Genomic DNA, 17,063 nt, shown 5'->3' on the forward strand with positions numbered 1-17,063 from the left:
TGGAAAGAAAATCAGGCATATTTCCCCGCCTTATTAATATGTATTTTTATTTAAACTTGGGAGTTGACTTTGGCTAATATCAAATCAGCTAAAAAGCGTGCGGTTCAATCCGAAAAACGTCGTAAACATAATGCTAGTAACCGTTCAATGATGCGTACTTATGTTAAAAAAGTTTACGCAGCTGTTGCAGCTGGTGATAAACAAACAGCTGAAGTAGCATTCAAAGACATGCAAGCAGTTGTTGACCGTCAAGCGGCTCGTGGTCTAATCCACAGAAACAAAGCTGCACGTCATAAAGCGAATTTAATTAAACAGATTAAAGCACTAGCTTAATGTTCTAATCTGTTGACAATAGAGTTAAAGAAAATTGAAAAAAAGTGGTGTAAGCCACTTTTTTTATTTATATACTGTTATTTCAATTTATATGAATGAAAGAAAAGAGAGCATATTGTGGTTCAACGTGATTATGTAAGAAAAAAGAGCCAATCAAAATCAAAAGCTAAAAAGAATAAGTCACGAATATTACCATCGTTAATGATAGTTCTTGCAGTTATCATTATTGTTTTGTTTTCTGCTATTTTATATTTACTATCAACAAATTACCCAGAAAAACCTATTGAGCGACCAAAAGTAAAAACTGAGTCGCCGGTAGCAACTTTACCTGAACAACCACAAGAACGTTGGACCTATCTTAAAGAATTAGAAACACCGAACGCGAGTAGTGATACTAATTCCACTGCAAGTGAAAGGCAACAAATATTAGATAGTTTTATCAATAATTCTTCTACAACACCAACTACATCAACCAATACTGAAAATAATAAATGGTTACTACAGTGCGGTGCATTTAAAGAAAAAACAAATGCAGACACATTAAAAGCATCTCTAGCTATGACCGGTATTAGTGGTAATATAACCTCCAGTCAACAGTTATATCGAGTTACTGTTGGCCCATATACAAATAAAACTGATGCACAAAAAATATTAAACACATTAAAAGGTAATGGGATCAATAATTGCATTCTTTCTAACTAAATGAAGGTATATTATGAATATACTTAAGCATATGCAGTCATTTTTAGTAATGTTGTGGGCTCGAATAAATCATGATAGATTAACTACTTCAGCAGCAGAACTAGCTTACACAACTATACTGGCATTAGTCCCCCTGATAACGGTAATTTTTGCATTACTCTCAGCCTTTCCTATGTTTGACGAGGTGAGTCAATCATTAAAGCAACTCATTTATAGTAATCTCGTTCCAACTGCTAGTGATACTATCCAAAATTATCTTGAGCAATTTATCGCCAACACAAAAAAAATGACCTTGGTCGGAATTATCGGCTTAATAGTGACATCATTATTACTTATTAACTCTATTAATAACGCACTTAATCGTATCTGGCGAACTAAGCGGAAACGTTCGTTCATGTACAACTTAACTATGTATTGGACTATTTTGACTTTAGGTCCTATTTTAGTTGGTTCAAGTGTTGCTGTAAGCTCTTATATATTTTCACTAAAATGGTTATCCGATGCAGCCAGCGGTGATGTACTACTAAGTACCTTACCATTTATTATATCTATTGTCGGATTTTGGTTACTTTACAGTATTATACCTACCGAATCGGTACCATTTAAAGAAGCCTTAATTGGCGCATTAGTCGCAGCGATATTATTTGAAATTGGTAAACGTGCTTTTGCGCTGTACGTGACATCATTTCCTACTTATCAACTTATTTATGGTGTAGTATCCTCAATTCCTATTATGTTAGTTTGGATATATTGTTCTTGGTGTATTGTCTTATTTGGCGCCGAATTTGCTGCAACACTCACCGACTATAATAGACATAACAAAATGCATCTAAAACATTCATCCCAATCGGAGTAATATAAAAATGATTGCCTTAATCCAACGAGTAAAACACGCTTCAGTTTCTGTAAATAACCAAATTATTGGTGAAATAGATCAGGGATTATTAGTTTTACTTGGTGTTGAACAAGGCGATAATGAACAAAAAGCGATCCGTTTAAGTGAAAAAGTGCTTGGCTATCGTATTTTCAGTGACAATGATGGCAAAATGAACCTCAATGTTCAACAAATTAATGGAAAACTATTGGTTGTTTCTCAGTTTACACTAGCCGCTGATACTCAAAAAGGTATGCGGCCAAGTTTTACAAAAGGGGCTTCGCCAGATATGGCCAATAAGCTTTACCAATTTTTTGTCAAACAGTGCCAACAGCATATTGAAACACAAACAGGGCAATTTGCAGCCGATATGCAAGTATCACTGATTAATGATGGCCCAGTGACCTTTTGGCTACAAGTTTAATTATGCTGTCTTAAAGGAATGATATTCTAAATTTTTTAAGTAAATATAACGTATTTATTTAATTTTATTTAGCCATTTTAATACCACTCCTTGGTCGGTAAGCCCCCAGTTATTTAATTTATTTTTATAGAACTTCTTCAATTCGTCCCATTGATAATAAGGGTAATCGTTGGTTTTTAAAGGTAAATGGACTTCTCGCTCATTTAACATGACTTTAACTAAAATAGGCTGGTCAGCTTGTTCACTTCTATAAAATATCCATTGAATATTTGCTGCCATTGGAATAATTTTATCGGCTTGCCAAACGGAAGGATAATCAGTTACTGGATTAGCTACCATATTGGTACCTTCAATTTCCATCAATGTTGCTAATGGTGATACAGTTTCGGCATGAGCAAATCGCAAATTGGCATCAATATCCTTATTAGCTATCGCACTATCAGCTGTTTTTAACATATCTAATAATAATGGTGCAGCAATCTTAATTTGGATACCATTACTATCAAAAGCAGGACCAATTTGTAAATAATTTTTTGCGGTGACGACAGTGCTAAACCATAATAGCTGATCTTTGGTGAAGTAACCGCTAAAATCAAGATGATTATCGGCTAATAATGGTGGTGAAAAGGATAATAATTCTTGATAAAGTTGATAAACAGCAAACACAAAATTTTGCGTTTTAACTATAGAATTTTCTGATAGCGAGATACCATTATTCAATTGATGAATAAAATTAGATGTAAAGATCAGCCTTGCGATATTTTCACTCATTTCTATTGATTTAGGGGCATTTTCTAATGATTTTAGCGTATTTTTAATTATTTTATTTTTCTTATATTTAGCATAAGCAGGCGAATATTCGAAAAAACGTAACAACGTTTGCTGATCTTCTGGTTGTTGATGAACGTTTAGATTAGGATATTTGGTTTTGAATGTATTAATAAAGATTTCAGCCGTTTCTTTAGCCCGTGGAGAGGTTGATGAAATAACCGCTATTTTTTGACCTTTAAACACTGTTGGATTATTCTTTAACATTCGTTGACTAATTAAACTTAAATCTTTTCGCCCAAGATCACTAAGTTCACCATAATGATCTTTATTAAGTTCTCTAATAGTAGTAATTTGCGTTAATAATAATTTCCCTTTTTCAGTTAATTGATTATTTTTTTCCGCCAATACTAAAATTTTATAAGCAATATCTTCATATTTAGCTTTGCTGATATAACGGGAACCATGGCGACCAATATGATCAATATAAAACGCTTGATACCCACTAGGCGGAGGAGTAAGAGATTGTCTTGCATCATATTGATATGCAGTCTTTGAACCAGAAATCATCATTCCAGCAAAACTCAATGGAGTAAAAAGAGTAAGCATAATGGCTAATATCTGATTTGCTGGTTGAATAATAGAAAAATTTTTTATAAAAGACATAATTACCCCTATCTATAATTAATAATATAAGAGCAAAATAACAGGCCAATATTTATAAAATTATTTTATCTCATTAATAACATTATTTAACTGAAAATAATGCAATTATTTTAATAACACTCTTTCAATTTTTGAAAAAAGGATTATCTTATTATGTATTTTTTCCAACTCATTTAATTGATTTAAAAAATAATGAAATTATATGGCCTTTCTGGTACTAAAATTAGTAGTGCATTTATTTCGGCATGCATTAACACCCCTTATAACACGACTCGTTTTCTTAAAGATTTGATTGCCGGAATAACTGTTGGCATTATTGCTATTCCGTTAGCTATGGCGTTAGCTATAGCAAGTGGTGTTGCACCTCAACATGGCCTATATACTGCGATTATCGCTGGTTTCGTGATAGCACTGACAGGTGGTTCTCGTTTTAGTGTTTCCGGCCCAACAGCAGCTTTTGTGGTAATTTTATATCCGGTTTCGATACAATTTGGTTTATCAGGTCTATTAATTGCCACCTTACTTTCAGGCATATTTTTAATATTAATGGGCATAATTAGGTTAGGTCGCTTAATAGAATATATTCCTCTACCTGTGGTATTAGGTTTTACCTCTGGTATTGCAATAACAATTGCAACGATGCAAATTAAAGACTTTTTTGGTTTAACACTGGAACATATGCCGGAAAACTACATCAATAAAGTTATTGAACTAGTGAGGAAGTTGCCAACAATTAATATCGCCGATACATCAGTAGGATTAATAACACTTATTGTGCTAATTGTTTGGCCAAAATTTCGAATGAAAATTTCTGGCCATTTACCAGCATTAGTCGCGGGTGTATTAATAATGTTAATCTTCAATCAATTTGGTTATCAAATAGAAACAATTGGTTCACGATTCACTTATACATTGGCAGATAATACTACTGGTCATGGTATTCCGCCGGTTTTACCAGAATTTATCTTACCATGGGAACATGCTAATTTTACTTGGGATTGGGCAACATTAAGTGCTTTAATTCCAATCTCAATCACTATGGCAATGTTATGTGCTATTGAATCACTACTTTGTGCTGTAGTTTTAGATGAAATGACACATACTAAACATCATTCTAATAGTGAATTGATTGGCCAAGGTCTAGGTAATATCATTGCGCCATTTTTTGGTGGAATTTCAGCAACCGCCGCTATTGCACGTTCAGCAGCCAATGTAAAAGCGGGAGCGACTTCACCCATTGCTGCGGTATTGCATGCGTTAATTGTTTTATTGGCACTCATCTGTTTTGCGCCACTTTTATCATTTATCCCATTATCAGCAATGGCAGCATTATTATTAATTGTTGCATGGAATATGAGTGCCGTACAGCGAGTTATTTATATCATTAAACGCGCACCTAAAGATGATATTATAATCATGCTTATTTGCATGTCACTGACTGTATTATTCGATATGGTTATTGCTATAACAATTGGTATTGTATTAGCTTCTATCTTATTTATGCGTCGTATTGCAAGAATGACTCGTTTAGTCGAATTAAATCAAGGAAATGAGAAAACATTAGTACTGCGTATTAGTGGTCCATTGTTCTTTGCCGCTGCTGAGCGCACCTTTTTAGAGTTATACCAAAAAATTAATGGTTATCAACACATTGTTCTACAGTGGGATGCGGTACCTATTCTTGATGCGGGTGGCTTAAATGCGCTTATTCACTTCATTGATGAATTACCTGCGAAGGTGGAGCTCTCAATTTGTGAATTACAATTTCAACCATTAAAAACTTTAGCCCGAGCAAAAATTGTACCAATTCCAAACAAATTAATGTTTTATTCAACTTTAGATGAAGCACTGAAAGATAAAATTTAAGTGCGAAATTCGTTTTATTATATTGGTTAAATATTATACTTAGTGAAAATATAGTCTCTGATTTTCACTAAGTATTTTGTATCACCTATATACCTTGCCCTTTTTTAAAATAATATAAGTAAAAGTTAACCTTGTAAGATAGTATTTGTTTAATTCTTTACATTAACAACAAAAATAGGAAATTAATATGACAACTAATGAAAACACTATTCAATATGTTAAACATAAAGCGAATTGGTTTATTGTAATTGGTGTGATTTTGATTGTTCTCGGTTGCTTGGCATTGGGTTATCAATTCATGGCTACCGTTTTTTCTGTTTATTTTATCGGGTCACTGCTATTAATTGCAGGCATCATTCAAGTTGTACATGCATTTAATATCAAAGGTTTTGGCCAAACTGCCTTATGGGCAATCATGGGGATTTTATATATCTTTATTGGTGGAATGGCTTTTTTCCAACCAATAGCAGTTTCATCAGCACTAACTTTATTGATTTCATTATTATTGACTATTAGTGGATTTAGCCAAATTTTTGCTGCCATGAGTAATCGCAATATCCCTCGTTGGGGATGGGTAGTCTTTTCGGGAATTATTAACATCATTTTAGGACTAATGCTAATTGCTGGTTGGCCATATGATAGTGTTTGGGTATTAGGAATGTTTTTAGGTATCGATCTAGTTTTCCAAGGTTTTGCCTATATTGCTATTGGTTTCGCATTAAAAAATCACTAAATAGCGATAGTTTATCTTATTGCTCACAACACTACTTGTGAGCAATATTCGGCAACATATCAAAAATAGAAATCTGCTAATTATTAATGGTTATTTATAACTCTTATTGGTTTTCGCTTTAACCTCACGCATTGATTGCAAAATTCGATGATAATTATCTAATCTTGATGGAGCGATTGCTCCTTCTGATACCGCTTTTTGCAATAGACACCCTGGTGTATCTAAGTGATTGCAATCCCTAAATTGGCAACCTCCTAAATAATCATCAAATTCAACAAAACCACCAATAACTTGCTCTGGCTCTAAATGCCATAAACCGAATTCTCGAATTCCCGGCGAATCAATAATATCGCCGCCATTAGGTAAATGGTAAAGCCGAGTTGAAGTTGTGGTATGTTGGCCAAGCCCAGATATTTCAGACACTTCGCCAGTTAGCGTAGCTTGGTCATGAGGTAATAGCAAATTGATAATACTCGATTTACCGACACCTGATTGCCCAACTAAAATAGATATTTTGCCATCTAGTACCTGCTGCAAAGGGGCAATCCCCTGTTGTGATTGGCAAGAGACATATAAAACTTGATAACCAATTTTCCTGTAAATAAGAAACTGTTGTTCAATCTCTTGTTTTTTTTGTTCATCAAGCAAATCAATTTTATTTAATACGATAATTGGGGTAATTTTAGTCGCTTCACATGCAACTAAATAACGATCGATGATATTAAATGATAATTCAGGTAGTACCGCAGAAATAATAACAATTTGATCGACATTGGCGGCAACAGGTTTAACGCCATCATAAAAATCAGGTCGTACTAACTCGGAATGACGAGGATGAACGGCTTCTATAATACCATTAGTATTCGGTTCTAAACTTTCACGCCACAATACTTTATCGCCGGTCACTAATGATGGTAAAGTACGACGAATACTACATCGGTAGATATTGCCAGCATTATCTTCAACATCCGCTGATTTGCCAAAGCGACTCACCACCACGCCATCACGAGGCGCAGAGAAATTAGCCAGATTGTCATCTAACTTAGTTTCTAAACGCTGTTGATGCTTAGCGGCCATACGCCTTTTTTGATTTTTTGAGAGTTGATTTTTCGCCACAGTAACTAATTTTTTGCTCAAACAGTTTGGTACTTATGCTACACTACTCGGTATTAAAAAGAAAATTTATCTCGAAAATTATGACGACACAAGTAAATATAAACAGTAGTAATCTTATCTGGATTGACCTAGAAATGACAGGTCTTGATCCAAATAGCGATCGGATTATCGAAATCGCTACCATCGTAACTGATTCTAATTTAAATATCCTCGCTGAAGGCCCAGTCATTGCTATCCATCAATCAGATGAACAACTTGCGCTTATGGATGATTGGAATCAAAGAACGCATGGCAAATCCGGATTAATTGATCGTGTGCGTCAAAGTACCATTTGCGAACAACAAGCTGAACAACAAACCATTGAATTTTTAAAACAATGGGTGCCGGAAAACAGTTCACCAATCTGTGGTAATACCATTGGTCAAGATCGCCGTTTTCTATTTAACTATATGCCAAATTTAGAAAAATATTTTCATTATCGATATTTAGATGTCAGTACGATTAAGGAATTAGCCAGACGCTGGAAACCAGAAATATTAAAAGGTATCAGTAAACAGAGTTCTCACCAAGCTCTAGATGATATTCGCGACTCTATCGCCGAGTTAGTTTATTACCGACAACACTTTTTTAATCTTACTAATGAATGATCATGAGTATTGTATATACGATCTTACTTTATCTAATTCAACCACTAGTCTGGCTTAGATTACTTTGGCGCAGCCGTAAAGCGCCAGATTATCGTAAACGTTGGTTGGAACGTTATGGATTTTGTAAAAACAAAGTTAAATCAGGTGGAATTTTAGTGCACGCGGTTTCTGTCGGCGAAACGTTAGCCGCAATTCCATTGATTAAAGCACTTCAAAGCGAATATCCACAGTTACCGATTACGGTGACGACCATGACCCCCACTGGCTCTAAACAAGTTAAATCAATACTCAAAGAGAGTGTTAGTCATGTCTACTTGCCTTATGATCTGCCTTGTGCTATACATCGCTTTCTAAAAACAGTTCAGCCCAAATTAGTCATAATTATGGAAACAGAGCTTTGGCCAAACTTAATTAGCCAATGTTATAGCAAAAAAATTCCATTGATCATTGCTAATGCCCGCTTATCTGAACGTTCAGCCAAAAGGTACCATAAACTAGGAAAAGCGATTAGTAAACTATTAGCTAAAATCAGCACGGTTGCCGCCCAAAATAGACAAGACGGTGATAGATTTATCTCATTGGGTCTACCGGCAGATCATTTATCGGTAACGGGTAGTATTAAGTTTGATATTGAACTCACGGCCAAGCAACAACAGAATCTTGCGCAGTTAAAACAGCAATGGCAATTACATCGGCCAGTTTTAATCGCTGCCAGCACCCATGCTGGTGAAGATGAAATCATTTTATCAGCATTTCAACAGCTTCTTAAAAATCATGGCAATTTATTACTTATTTTAGTCCCTCGTCACCCTGAACGTTTTAAAACCGTTGAAAAGCTAATTGCCGATAATGGCTTGAATTATATTACACGCAGTAGCAAACAAAACCCTACAGATCAGACACAAGTGATTTTGGGTGATACCATGGGAGAATTACTGGAACTTTATGGTTTGGCTAATATTGCTTTTGTTGGCGGTAGTTTAATTGAACATGGTGGGCATAACCCTCTAGAATCGGCTCTACACCATATTCCCATTATAAGCGGTACACATCTTTTTAACTTTAAAGTTATTGGTGAACAGTTAATTGAGGCTAATGGCATGCTGGTATGTGATAGTTCTGCTGATTCGCTCTATTCCACCATTAATAGCTTATTAAATGATGAAAGTCGTTGTCAGCAAATTGGCGAAAATGCCTATCAAGTTTTAAAAAATAACCAAGGTGCGCTAAACCGCCTTCTTGAGGTTATCCATCACTATCTTGAAAAATCATAAGGATGGCTTGTGAATAAAAAACAGGGGTTATTGCTAGTTAATTTAGGCACACCAAGTGCCGTAACACCAATGGCGATTCGTTGTTACTTGACTGAGTTTTTACTCGATCGTCATGTTGTCGATCTACCTGCTTTTATTTGGTATCCGATTTTAAAATACCTAGTACTGCCTAAACGTGTCCCCTATATCATCAACCATTATCAAAAGATATGGATAGAGGGTGAATCACCATTACTCCAGTACAGTAAACGCTTGATCAATCAATTACAACCTGCATTACCTGATATGCAATGCGAATTAGCCATGACCTATGGGGAACCGAACTTACTGTCGGCGCTAAATAATTTAAAATCATGTGAAAAAGTCACTTTATTACCGTTATTTCCGCAATATTCGACCACCACAACTCAAGCGGTATTAGCTAAAGTAAAGCAACTTATTGCTGACAATAATATCAAAATTAACCTTAGCTATATTCGTGATTATGCCGACCACCCAAGTTATATTGATGCTCTTTATTGGCAAGTTCAGCAAGCGTTTTCAACCCAAGGGCAACCTGATGTGTTGCTCCTGTCTTATCATGGTATTCCTCAACGCTATATTGATAAACGCCAAGACGACTATGTGCAAAGATGCCAGTTAACCACTAAATTATTGGCAAACAAGTGCCGTGCAAATGGCATCGACTTACCAATAATAATGGCTTATCAATCAAAGTTTGGTAAAGGGAAATGGGTTGAACCAAACACCAGCGATATATTAGCAAACTTGGCTAAAACCGGTACTGAACATGTGCAGGTTATCTGTCCAGGTTTTTCGGCAGATTGTATTGAAACTATTTATGAAATTGACGAACAAAATCGAGAAATATTCTTAAATGCTGGCGGTAAACAGTTTTATTATATCCCAGCCCTAAACGATACACCATTACAGGTTAAATTAGTCAAAAATATAGTTGAAAAAACCCCTTTCCTCAAAAAATTTTAACTGATTAAGATTTATTTTTAACCAAAATCAAATCTTATCGGCACAACTTTAAATTGATTAATATTAAAGCTAAATAACCAACTAATCTAACTAGTGTGATTAACCTGTGTTAGGATGATAATTAAAAATTATTTGCGCTCAAAGGAGAATACTCGATGAAAATAATCATCATTGGCGCTCAAGCTGCTGGTGCAAGTGCCGCGGCTAAAGCCAGAAGAAAGGATCCCAATGCGACCATTCGCATCTATGAAAAATCAGATATTGTTTCATTTGGTGCTTGTGGATTACCTTACTTTATTGGCAATCATTTTCAAGATGAAAATGAAATGATATCCAGAACACCAAATCAATTTGCAAAAGATGGGATTGAAATCAAAACGTTACATGAAGTTATCGCTATTGATGCAAAATTAAAAAAAATTACAGTCAAAGATCTTAACACCAATAACTGTTTTGATGATGATTATGACAAATTACTTATTGCGGTTGGAGCAGCACCAATAATTCCACCTTTAGAAAATCACCAACTGGAAAATATTTTCACTTTGCGTGATATATATGATGGTCTGGCAATAAAAAATGCCTTAACGAATCGGCAAAACAGCAATATTGTGGTCATAGGTGGCGGCTATATCGGGCTGGAAATAACCGAATCTTTAGTCGCATTAAACAAAAATGTAAAGCTAATTCAATTAGATGAAAGAGTATTGGTCGACGCCTTCGATCCGGAACTTACCGAGATAATTGAAGAAAACCTAAAACAACATTGTGATTTACACCTACAAGAACGAGTACAAAGTTTTGAAGGTGTACAAAAAGTTACCCATGTTATTACCGATAAAGCTAAATATGCGGCAGATATTGTCATTATAGCTACAGGGGTAAAACCTAATAGCAAAGTATATAAAGATTTAGAGCTTGAAACACTTAGCAATGGCGCTATTGTCATTGATAGTTATGGCAAAACTAATATTGCTGATATTTATGCCGCGGGCGACTGTGTCGCACTATATCATCGAGTAAGTCAATCAATGACTTATATACCATTAGCTACTGGCGCCAACAAATTAGGTAAAACTGTTGGTGACAATTTAGCTGGTGGAAATAACCAATTTCCTGGTACTCTTGGTACATCAGCATTGAAAGTCTTTGATATTGAAGCTGGCCGAACAGGACTCACCGAACAGCAAGCTATCAAAGCAGGTATCCCTTACAAAACAGTGATAGTTAAAGATAAAAATCATAGTAACTATGTTGCAGGGCAAACTAGCGTTATTGCTAAACTGATTTATCACGCTAAAACTCGTGTTTTATTAGGTGGACAACTGGCTGGCGGCAGTGGCGCTGCATTAAGAACCAATAGTTTAGCTACGGCTATTTGGGCAAATATGAAAATTGATGAATTAGCGATGATGGACTTTTTATATGCGCCACCTTTCTCAAGACCGTGGGATATTTTAAATATCGCCGGAGGTATCGCTAAATAGAGTTTAAGCATAATAAATATTTGCTTAGTTATTAACATTCAGAATGGGCAGTTGGGTTAATTTAAATGGTTAATCCAACCCCAAAACAGATTATTCAAAATTAATTTAATTTTATCCAAACGCTGGGGGTAAACATGTCAGATGCCATATTTCAGGGCACTTTTTTCGAAAAGTTCTTATCTATCACTCATTATCAAACCTTAATCGGCATTGGCTTATTACTGCTTTGCTTTTTCGCTATCATGCGGCCACTACAAACCAAAAAAGTTAATTTTTCCATTCGAATGTTAGTCGGATTGATACTTGGTGCCGTTCTTGGTTTAGGTATCCAAGCCGCAGCCGGTTTTCCCACTGACTCAACAGTTTGGATGCAAGAAACAGCAACATGGTATGGTTTATTTGGTCGTGCCTTTATCGCTTTTATACGCATGCTGGTGATCCCGTTAATTTTTGTCTCAATCGTAAAAGTGATTATTGATTTTTCTGGTAAAGAGAATTTACCACAAATCGCATTTAGAGGTATTTTTTGGCTACTGTTCACTACAGCAATTGCCTGTATTATCGGGATTATCTTAGCTAATGTATTATCATTAGGTGAACTAAGTTCAACCTCAGCCAAAACTGCGGTTGCCAAACAATACACTAATATTATTGATACATTTGTCAATCTTATCCCTAGTAACATCATTGCTTCCATGGTAAAAGAGAATATTGTTGGTTTAGTCATCTTTTCGGCATTAATGGGGCTCGCAGCTAATCGCATGGAAAAAAAGAATCCGCAACCTATTGCCCTGTTTAAAACCTTTATTGAAGCACTTTATAAAATTATCATGTCAATTGCCATGACGGTCATCAAATATATGCCTTATGCGGTAATTGCCCTACTTGCTCGTACCATTATTTCAAATGGCATACCTGCAATTATTGAAGTTTCAAGCTTTGTATTAGCGATTTACCTTGCAACCATATTAATGCTTGCAGTACATATCGTGATTGTGATGGTGCATGGAGTTTCACCAATCATATTTATTAAAAAAGCGCTTGGTACATGGTTACTAGCTTTTACCAGCCGTTCATCAGTTGGTACATTACCTATGACAATATCAACATTGACCGTCAGAATGGGGGTAAATAGCGGTACTGCTAATCTGGTAGGATCATTAGGCAGTACAATGGGAATGAACGGTTGTGCTGGATTTTTCCCTGCGCTGCTTGCCGTAATGGTAGCCCATATGGTAGGCATTAATACTGATATCCAATTTTATATTATGCTAGTGATTGTGGTGGTTATTGGTTCGATTGGTATCGCTGGTATTCCAGGTACGGCAACTGTTGCCGCTACTGTGGTGCTTTCTGGTATGGGGATGGCTGAGTACTTCCCATTAATCGGTATGGTATTAGCCGTCGATCCAATTATTGATATGGCGAGAACTTTAGCTAATGTATCTGGAGCAATGACCGCAGCAATAGCAACGGATCACGAAGTTGGATTAATGGATATGGATATCTATAACGATCCAAATGTAACTTTAGATAATGAACAGTCAGAAAGTTAACGAATAAAAATGCGATGAATTTATTCTAAATAGCCAAAAGACGCCAATTGGCGTCTTTTTTACATCAGAAATAAAGATAAAATTAAATCGTTTTTAACCATGCTTTAACATCATCACCTAAGCTTTTGTGACGCATTGCATATTGAACAAAAGTTTGGACATAACCTAATTTATTACCACAATCATGGCTTCGTCCTTTAATGCAATATGCATCAACAGGATCTTCTGCAAGTAACATCGCAATTGCGTCAGTTAATTGAATTTCACCACCAGCACCTAATGGTGTTTTGGCTAATAAAGGCCAAATTTTTTCAGACAGTACATAACGTCCAACGACTGATTGATTAGATGGCGCATCTTCAATTGACGGTTTTTCAACAACACTATACATTTGTGTTACATTACCTGCAGATAACTCTTCGCCGCGGCAGTCAACAATACCATAAGATGAAACAAGTTCTTTAGGTACCGGTTCAACCATAATTTGGCTATGCTTAGTATCATGATAATTATGAATCATCGCCGCTAAATTATCTTGAGTAAGATCACTATCATACTCATCTATAATCACATCAGGTAACACAACAGCAAAAGGTTCATCACCAACTAAAGGATAAGCACAAAGCACTGCATGACCAAGCCCTTTAGCTAAACCTTGGCGAACACTTGTGATAGTGACATGTTTTGGTAGTATTCCTTGCACTTCTTGCAAGAGTTGACGTTTAACTCGCGCTTCTAACATGGCTTCAAGTTCGAAGCTGGTATCAAAATGATTTTCAATCGAATTTTTAGACGAATGGGTAACAAAAATAATTTCAGTTATTCCTGCTGCAATACACTCTTTGACTACATATTGAATAAGTGGTTTATCAACCACGGGTAACATCTCTTTAGGAATCGCTTTGGTTGCAGGTAACATCCTTGTACCAAGGCCAGCAACAGGGATAACCGCTTTTTTTACTTTTCCGTTTAAAGATGGTTCTAAATTTAATGACATTTTAATTCCTTAAAAAAATAAATTAACTAATAACATTGTTATAATTTTCCTCTCTACGATGTCCATTAACAAACGTGTTATAAACTCGCTTTGAATTAAGCATATAGGAAATGCAAATAATGCTCAAAATAATGTTTTTGGCTATATGAAACAAATCACGGCTTTCAATTTTAAATGAGGTAAATTGATGAGTAATAAACTGATCTAAAAGCATAAATACAATAACTAACAGTTCAAAACAAATCATCAAAGATGGAAATTTATAATTTTTAGTGAAAAAGAGATAAAGTAAGTAGATATTAAAAAAGATAATAATCAAATTCATACCGATTTCTAATGGATAAATCCAATTAAGATTTTCAATATAAAAAATAGAATTAGTAAGATTAGCCAATTTTATAAAGGTAATGCTACTATAAAGAATCAAAAATAAACTAGTGATACAACTCAAAAATAATCTTATCGCAACAACAATGAGCCAACCACCTAATCCTTTGAGAGTTAAGTTATCAGACATACAAATATCCTTAATTTAAAATAGATAAATCCTCAGATTGAATTAATGAAGGATTATCCCTGTCTTTAGCTAAAGAATCAATGGAAATATAGATAATCTGACAGTTTTCTAATACCGCTTCTTTGACCACAAATTTTGCCTTACGATCACGAGCTTCTTTCTGTTTAACACTGATATACAAATCGTCATAACCATCATCATACATTGATGCTCGTTCAAATATATTAGGACTCCGCCAAAATGTCTCTTTTGGATAATCGCGCTCAAAAGTTTGACCGGTTAATTTGCCTTTTAAATCAACATAACTTATTGGTAAATGATTACTCGCTCGACTTTGTGAGAGATAAATATGGGGATATTCTGTAAGATTGGGTTCAAGCTGGTTTAGCTTAAATTCAATACCAGAACGATTTTGATACTGGCAATTTTCCATTGTTAAAGGTGCAGTTCGAAAATTCAACGAACCACACCCTACAAGTAAAAATATAAAGAAAATATTAAAAATACGATACATCATTTATTGTTTACTTATAAAATATTTATAAGTAACTCCAGCTACTATTTACATCTTTTCACTAACATTTTCAGCAGTATTCGTAATTACTTTACCGCCAGATTGAACATCTTTACCGACACCTTTAAACGTGTTACAACCAACTACCATTGTTGTCATCGCAATACTTACCATTAAAATAAATACTTTACGTAACATGTGATTCTCCTCTAGTTAGTCACATTATGATTTTATTGTGGCAAATGCTTCTGCTACACGATGTATATTATGGTGATTTAATCCCGCCACACACATTCTTCCGCTGCCCACCAAATAAACGGCGAAATCATCTTTTAGCTGTGTGACTTGCTCTTTAGAAAAACCTGTATAACTAAACATACCTCTTTGTTTAACTAAATAATCAAAATTTTGTGTCGGTACGGCTGTTTTTAATAAATCGACTAGCGTTGAACGCATGATTACAATACGGTTGCGCATGGTTTGAACTTCTTGAAACCATAAAGTTTTAAGTTCCGTATTATTTAATACATATGAGACCAGTTGCGCACCATACGCAGCTGGACTGGAATAATTTCGACGAACGGTTGCTTGTAATTGGCCAAACACTCGGTTGGCCGCTTGGTTATCATCACATAATACGGATAATCCACCTACCCGTTCTCCATACAGTGAAAACGTTTTGGAAAAAGAATTACTAATCAAACCACATAATCCTTTCTCAGCGACTTTTTTGATTGCATAACTATCGCTTTCGATACTTTCACCAAAACCTTGATAAGCAATATCCATAAATGGGATAAGATCACGATTTTGTAAAACTTCAATCACTTTATCCCACTGCTGCTGTGTTAAATCGACGCCAGTAGGATTATGACAACAAGGATGTAATAGCACGATACTTTTAGCCGGCAAGCTATTTAATGTATCTAGCATAGCGTCAAATTTTACACCACAAGTTGCTGGGTCAAAATAAGGATATTTATTTACTTTAAAGCCTGCACCACTAAAAATAGCAATATGATTTTCCCAAGTTGGATCACTAACCCATACTTGAGAATTAGGAAAATAGTGATAAAGAAAATCAGCACCAACTTTAAGGGCTCCTGATCCACCTAGCGTTTGAATAGTCGCAATTCTTTTAGTTAGAATAGCAGGATTATCTTCACCAAAAAGCAGTGATTGAATTGCTTGGCAATAACTAGGTAAACCACTCATTGGTAAATAAAGTTGTGCACCTTGTTGATGTTGATAAATATAATCACGAGCCGTTTTAATACATGATAATTGTGGAACATGACTGTTTTCATCATAATAATAACCAATACTCAAATTAGTCTTATCTTGACGATTGTCATTATTAAATTCTGCGACTAATGACAAAATTGGATCACCAGCATACGACTCTACTTTTTCAAACATTTTTCCTACCTAATTAACCAATAAATAGCAATGTATAATTGTAGATTATTGCACCAACTTAATTGGCAATCAATCACAAAATAACAGTTTAAATATAAATAATTTTAGGCAAATAAAATCGACTGTTTAACAGTCTGATTCAGATAGAAAAACGTCATAATTGGTGACAAAAAATAGGGATAT

18 protein-coding genes are annotated in these 17,063 nt (G+C 35.1%); 11 read left to right on the forward strand and 7 right to left on the reverse strand.

Features of this window, described 5'->3' with window-relative positions; all coding sequences use genetic code 11:
• The first annotated feature begins 69 nt into the window (after positions 1-69).
• From rpsT to dtd, 4 genes are all read left to right on the forward strand, one after another.
• Positions 70-333 (forward strand): 30S ribosomal protein S20, encoded by a 264-nt coding sequence (gene rpsT, locus H3T56_RS10095; RefSeq protein WP_034901681.1) that lies wholly within the window; start codon positions 70-72, stop codon positions 331-333.
• Between the two features lie 117 nt (positions 334-450).
• Positions 451-1,035: an SPOR domain-containing protein gene (locus H3T56_RS10100; RefSeq protein ID WP_198192882.1), complete on the forward strand. Its 585-nt coding sequence runs from the start codon at positions 451-453 to the stop codon at positions 1,033-1,035.
• A gap of 13 nt (positions 1,036-1,048) precedes the next feature.
• Positions 1,049-1,891, forward strand: coding sequence for a virulence factor BrkB family protein (locus tag H3T56_RS10105; RefSeq protein ID WP_065614608.1), 843 nt, complete (start codon positions 1,049-1,051; stop codon positions 1,889-1,891).
• 7 nt (positions 1,892-1,898) lie between these two features.
• Entirely contained in the window at positions 1,899-2,333 is a 435-nt protein-coding gene (gene dtd, locus H3T56_RS10110) for a D-aminoacyl-tRNA deacylase (RefSeq protein ID WP_198192884.1), read from the forward strand.
• 54 nt (positions 2,334-2,387) lie between these two features.
• Here the strand turns inward: dtd and H3T56_RS10115 are convergent, their stop codons facing one another.
• Positions 2,388-3,767: a histidine-type phosphatase gene (locus H3T56_RS10115; RefSeq protein WP_198192886.1), complete on the reverse strand. Its 1,380-nt coding sequence runs from the start codon at positions 3,765-3,767 to the stop codon at positions 2,388-2,390.
• Between the two features lie 192 nt (positions 3,768-3,959).
• On the opposite strand from H3T56_RS10115, the gene dauA reads away from it, so the two are divergent.
• Together dauA and H3T56_RS10125 are read left to right on the forward strand one after the other, a co-directional pair.
• Positions 3,960-5,633 (forward strand): C4-dicarboxylic acid transporter DauA, encoded by a 1,674-nt coding sequence (dauA, locus tag H3T56_RS10120; RefSeq protein ID WP_198192888.1) that lies wholly within the window; start codon positions 3,960-3,962, stop codon positions 5,631-5,633.
• Between the two features lie 187 nt (positions 5,634-5,820).
• A complete protein-coding gene (locus tag H3T56_RS10125; RefSeq protein WP_065578369.1) occupies positions 5,821-6,366 on the forward strand; it encodes an HdeD family acid-resistance protein in 546 nt (181 codons plus the stop codon).
• A 90-nt stretch (positions 6,367-6,456) separates the two neighbouring features.
• On the opposite strand, the gene rsgA is transcribed toward H3T56_RS10125, so the two are convergent.
• Positions 6,457-7,482, reverse strand: a complete 1,026-nt coding sequence (gene rsgA, locus H3T56_RS10130) for a small ribosomal subunit biogenesis GTPase RsgA (RefSeq protein WP_198192925.1) — start codon at positions 7,480-7,482, stop codon at positions 6,457-6,459.
• A gap of 80 nt (positions 7,483-7,562) precedes the next feature.
• Here rsgA and orn point away from each other — a divergent pair, with 80 nt between their 5' ends.
• From orn to H3T56_RS10155, 5 genes are all read left to right on the forward strand, one after another.
• Positions 7,563-8,129, forward strand: a complete 567-nt coding sequence (orn, locus tag H3T56_RS10135; protein ID WP_034883923.1) for an oligoribonuclease — start codon at positions 7,563-7,565, stop codon at positions 8,127-8,129.
• 2 nt (positions 8,130-8,131) lie between these two features.
• Positions 8,132-9,403 carry a lipid IV(A) 3-deoxy-D-manno-octulosonic acid transferase gene (gene waaA / locus H3T56_RS10140; RefSeq protein ID WP_199283319.1) on the forward strand — a complete coding sequence of 424 codons (1,272 nt, stop codon included), beginning with the start codon at positions 8,132-8,134 and terminating at the stop codon, positions 9,401-9,403.
• Positions 9,404-9,412: 9 nt separating this feature from the next.
• Positions 9,413-10,390: a ferrochelatase gene (hemH, locus tag H3T56_RS10145; RefSeq protein WP_198192889.1), complete on the forward strand. Its 978-nt coding sequence runs from the start codon at positions 9,413-9,415 to the stop codon at positions 10,388-10,390.
• Between the two features lie 155 nt (positions 10,391-10,545).
• Positions 10,546-11,877, forward strand: a complete 1,332-nt coding sequence (locus tag H3T56_RS10150; protein ID WP_198192891.1) for a CoA-disulfide reductase — start codon at positions 10,546-10,548, stop codon at positions 11,875-11,877.
• Between the two features lie 134 nt (positions 11,878-12,011).
• Entirely contained in the window at positions 12,012-13,433 is a 1,422-nt protein-coding gene (locus H3T56_RS10155; RefSeq protein ID WP_198192893.1) for a cation:dicarboxylate symporter family transporter, read from the forward strand.
• 82 nt (positions 13,434-13,515) lie between these two features.
• On the opposite strand, the gene galU is transcribed toward H3T56_RS10155, so the two are convergent.
• The 5 genes from galU to H3T56_RS10180 form a co-directional block, all read right to left on the reverse strand.
• Positions 13,516-14,430: a UTP--glucose-1-phosphate uridylyltransferase GalU gene (galU, locus tag H3T56_RS10160; protein WP_034901703.1), complete on the reverse strand. Its 915-nt coding sequence runs from the start codon at positions 14,428-14,430 to the stop codon at positions 13,516-13,518.
• A 22-nt stretch (positions 14,431-14,452) separates the two neighbouring features.
• Positions 14,453-14,947: a DUF2569 domain-containing protein gene (locus H3T56_RS10165; RefSeq protein ID WP_086360334.1), complete on the reverse strand. Its 495-nt coding sequence runs from the start codon at positions 14,945-14,947 to the stop codon at positions 14,453-14,455.
• Positions 14,948-14,957: 10 nt separating this feature from the next.
• Positions 14,958-15,407 carry a hypothetical protein gene (locus tag H3T56_RS10170; protein WP_198192895.1) on the reverse strand — a complete coding sequence of 150 codons (450 nt, stop codon included), beginning with the start codon at positions 15,405-15,407 and terminating at the stop codon, positions 14,958-14,960.
• 102 nt (positions 15,408-15,509) lie between these two features.
• Entirely contained in the window at positions 15,510-15,659 is a 150-nt protein-coding gene (locus tag H3T56_RS10175; RefSeq protein ID WP_034901708.1) for an entericidin A/B family lipoprotein, read from the reverse strand.
• Between the two features lie 24 nt (positions 15,660-15,683).
• Positions 15,684-16,880, reverse strand: coding sequence for an amino acid aminotransferase (locus tag H3T56_RS10180; RefSeq protein WP_198192897.1), 1,197 nt, complete (start codon positions 16,878-16,880; stop codon positions 15,684-15,686).
• Positions 16,881-17,063 lie beyond the last annotated feature (183 nt).

It is taken from the genome of Gilliamella sp. W8123, assembly GCF_016101085.1.
GTDB classification, from domain to species: domain Bacteria; phylum Pseudomonadota; class Gammaproteobacteria; order Enterobacterales; family Orbaceae; genus Gilliamella; species Gilliamella apis.

Bases quoted from the DNA above. Each gene is read 5' to 3' on its own strand.
- H3T56_RS10105 (WP_065614608.1), top strand. From the start codon at position 1,049: ATGAATATACTTAAGCATATGCAGTCATTTTTAGTAATGTTGTGGGCT.
- dtd (WP_198192884.1), top strand. From the start codon at position 1,899: ATGATTGCCTTAATCCAACGAGTAAAACACGCTTCAGTTTCTGTAAAT.
- H3T56_RS10115 (WP_198192886.1), bottom strand. From the start codon at position 3,767: ATGTCTTTTATAAAAAATTTTTCTATTATTCAACCAGCAAATCAGATA.
- dauA (WP_198192888.1), top strand. From the start codon at position 3,960: ATGAAATTATATGGCCTTTCTGGTACTAAAATTAGTAGTGCATTTATT.
- H3T56_RS10125 (WP_065578369.1), top strand. From the start codon at position 5,821: ATGACAACTAATGAAAACACTATTCAATATGTTAAACATAAAGCGAAT.
- orn (WP_034883923.1), top strand. From the start codon at position 7,563: ATGACGACACAAGTAAATATAAACAGTAGTAATCTTATCTGGATTGAC.
- waaA (WP_199283319.1), top strand. From the start codon at position 8,132: ATGAGTATTGTATATACGATCTTACTTTATCTAATTCAACCACTAGTC.
- H3T56_RS10150 (WP_198192891.1), top strand. From the start codon at position 10,546: ATGAAAATAATCATCATTGGCGCTCAAGCTGCTGGTGCAAGTGCCGCG.
- H3T56_RS10155 (WP_198192893.1), top strand. From the start codon at position 12,012: ATGTCAGATGCCATATTTCAGGGCACTTTTTTCGAAAAGTTCTTATCT.
- galU (WP_034901703.1), bottom strand. From the start codon at position 14,430: ATGTCATTAAATTTAGAACCATCTTTAAACGGAAAAGTAAAAAAAGCG.
- H3T56_RS10165 (WP_086360334.1), bottom strand. From the start codon at position 14,947: ATGTCTGATAACTTAACTCTCAAAGGATTAGGTGGTTGGCTCATTGTT.
- H3T56_RS10175 (WP_034901708.1), bottom strand. From the start codon at position 15,659: ATGTTACGTAAAGTATTTATTTTAATGGTAAGTATTGCGATGACAACA.
- H3T56_RS10180 (WP_198192897.1), bottom strand. From the start codon at position 16,880: ATGTTTGAAAAAGTAGAGTCGTATGCTGGTGATCCAATTTTGTCATTA.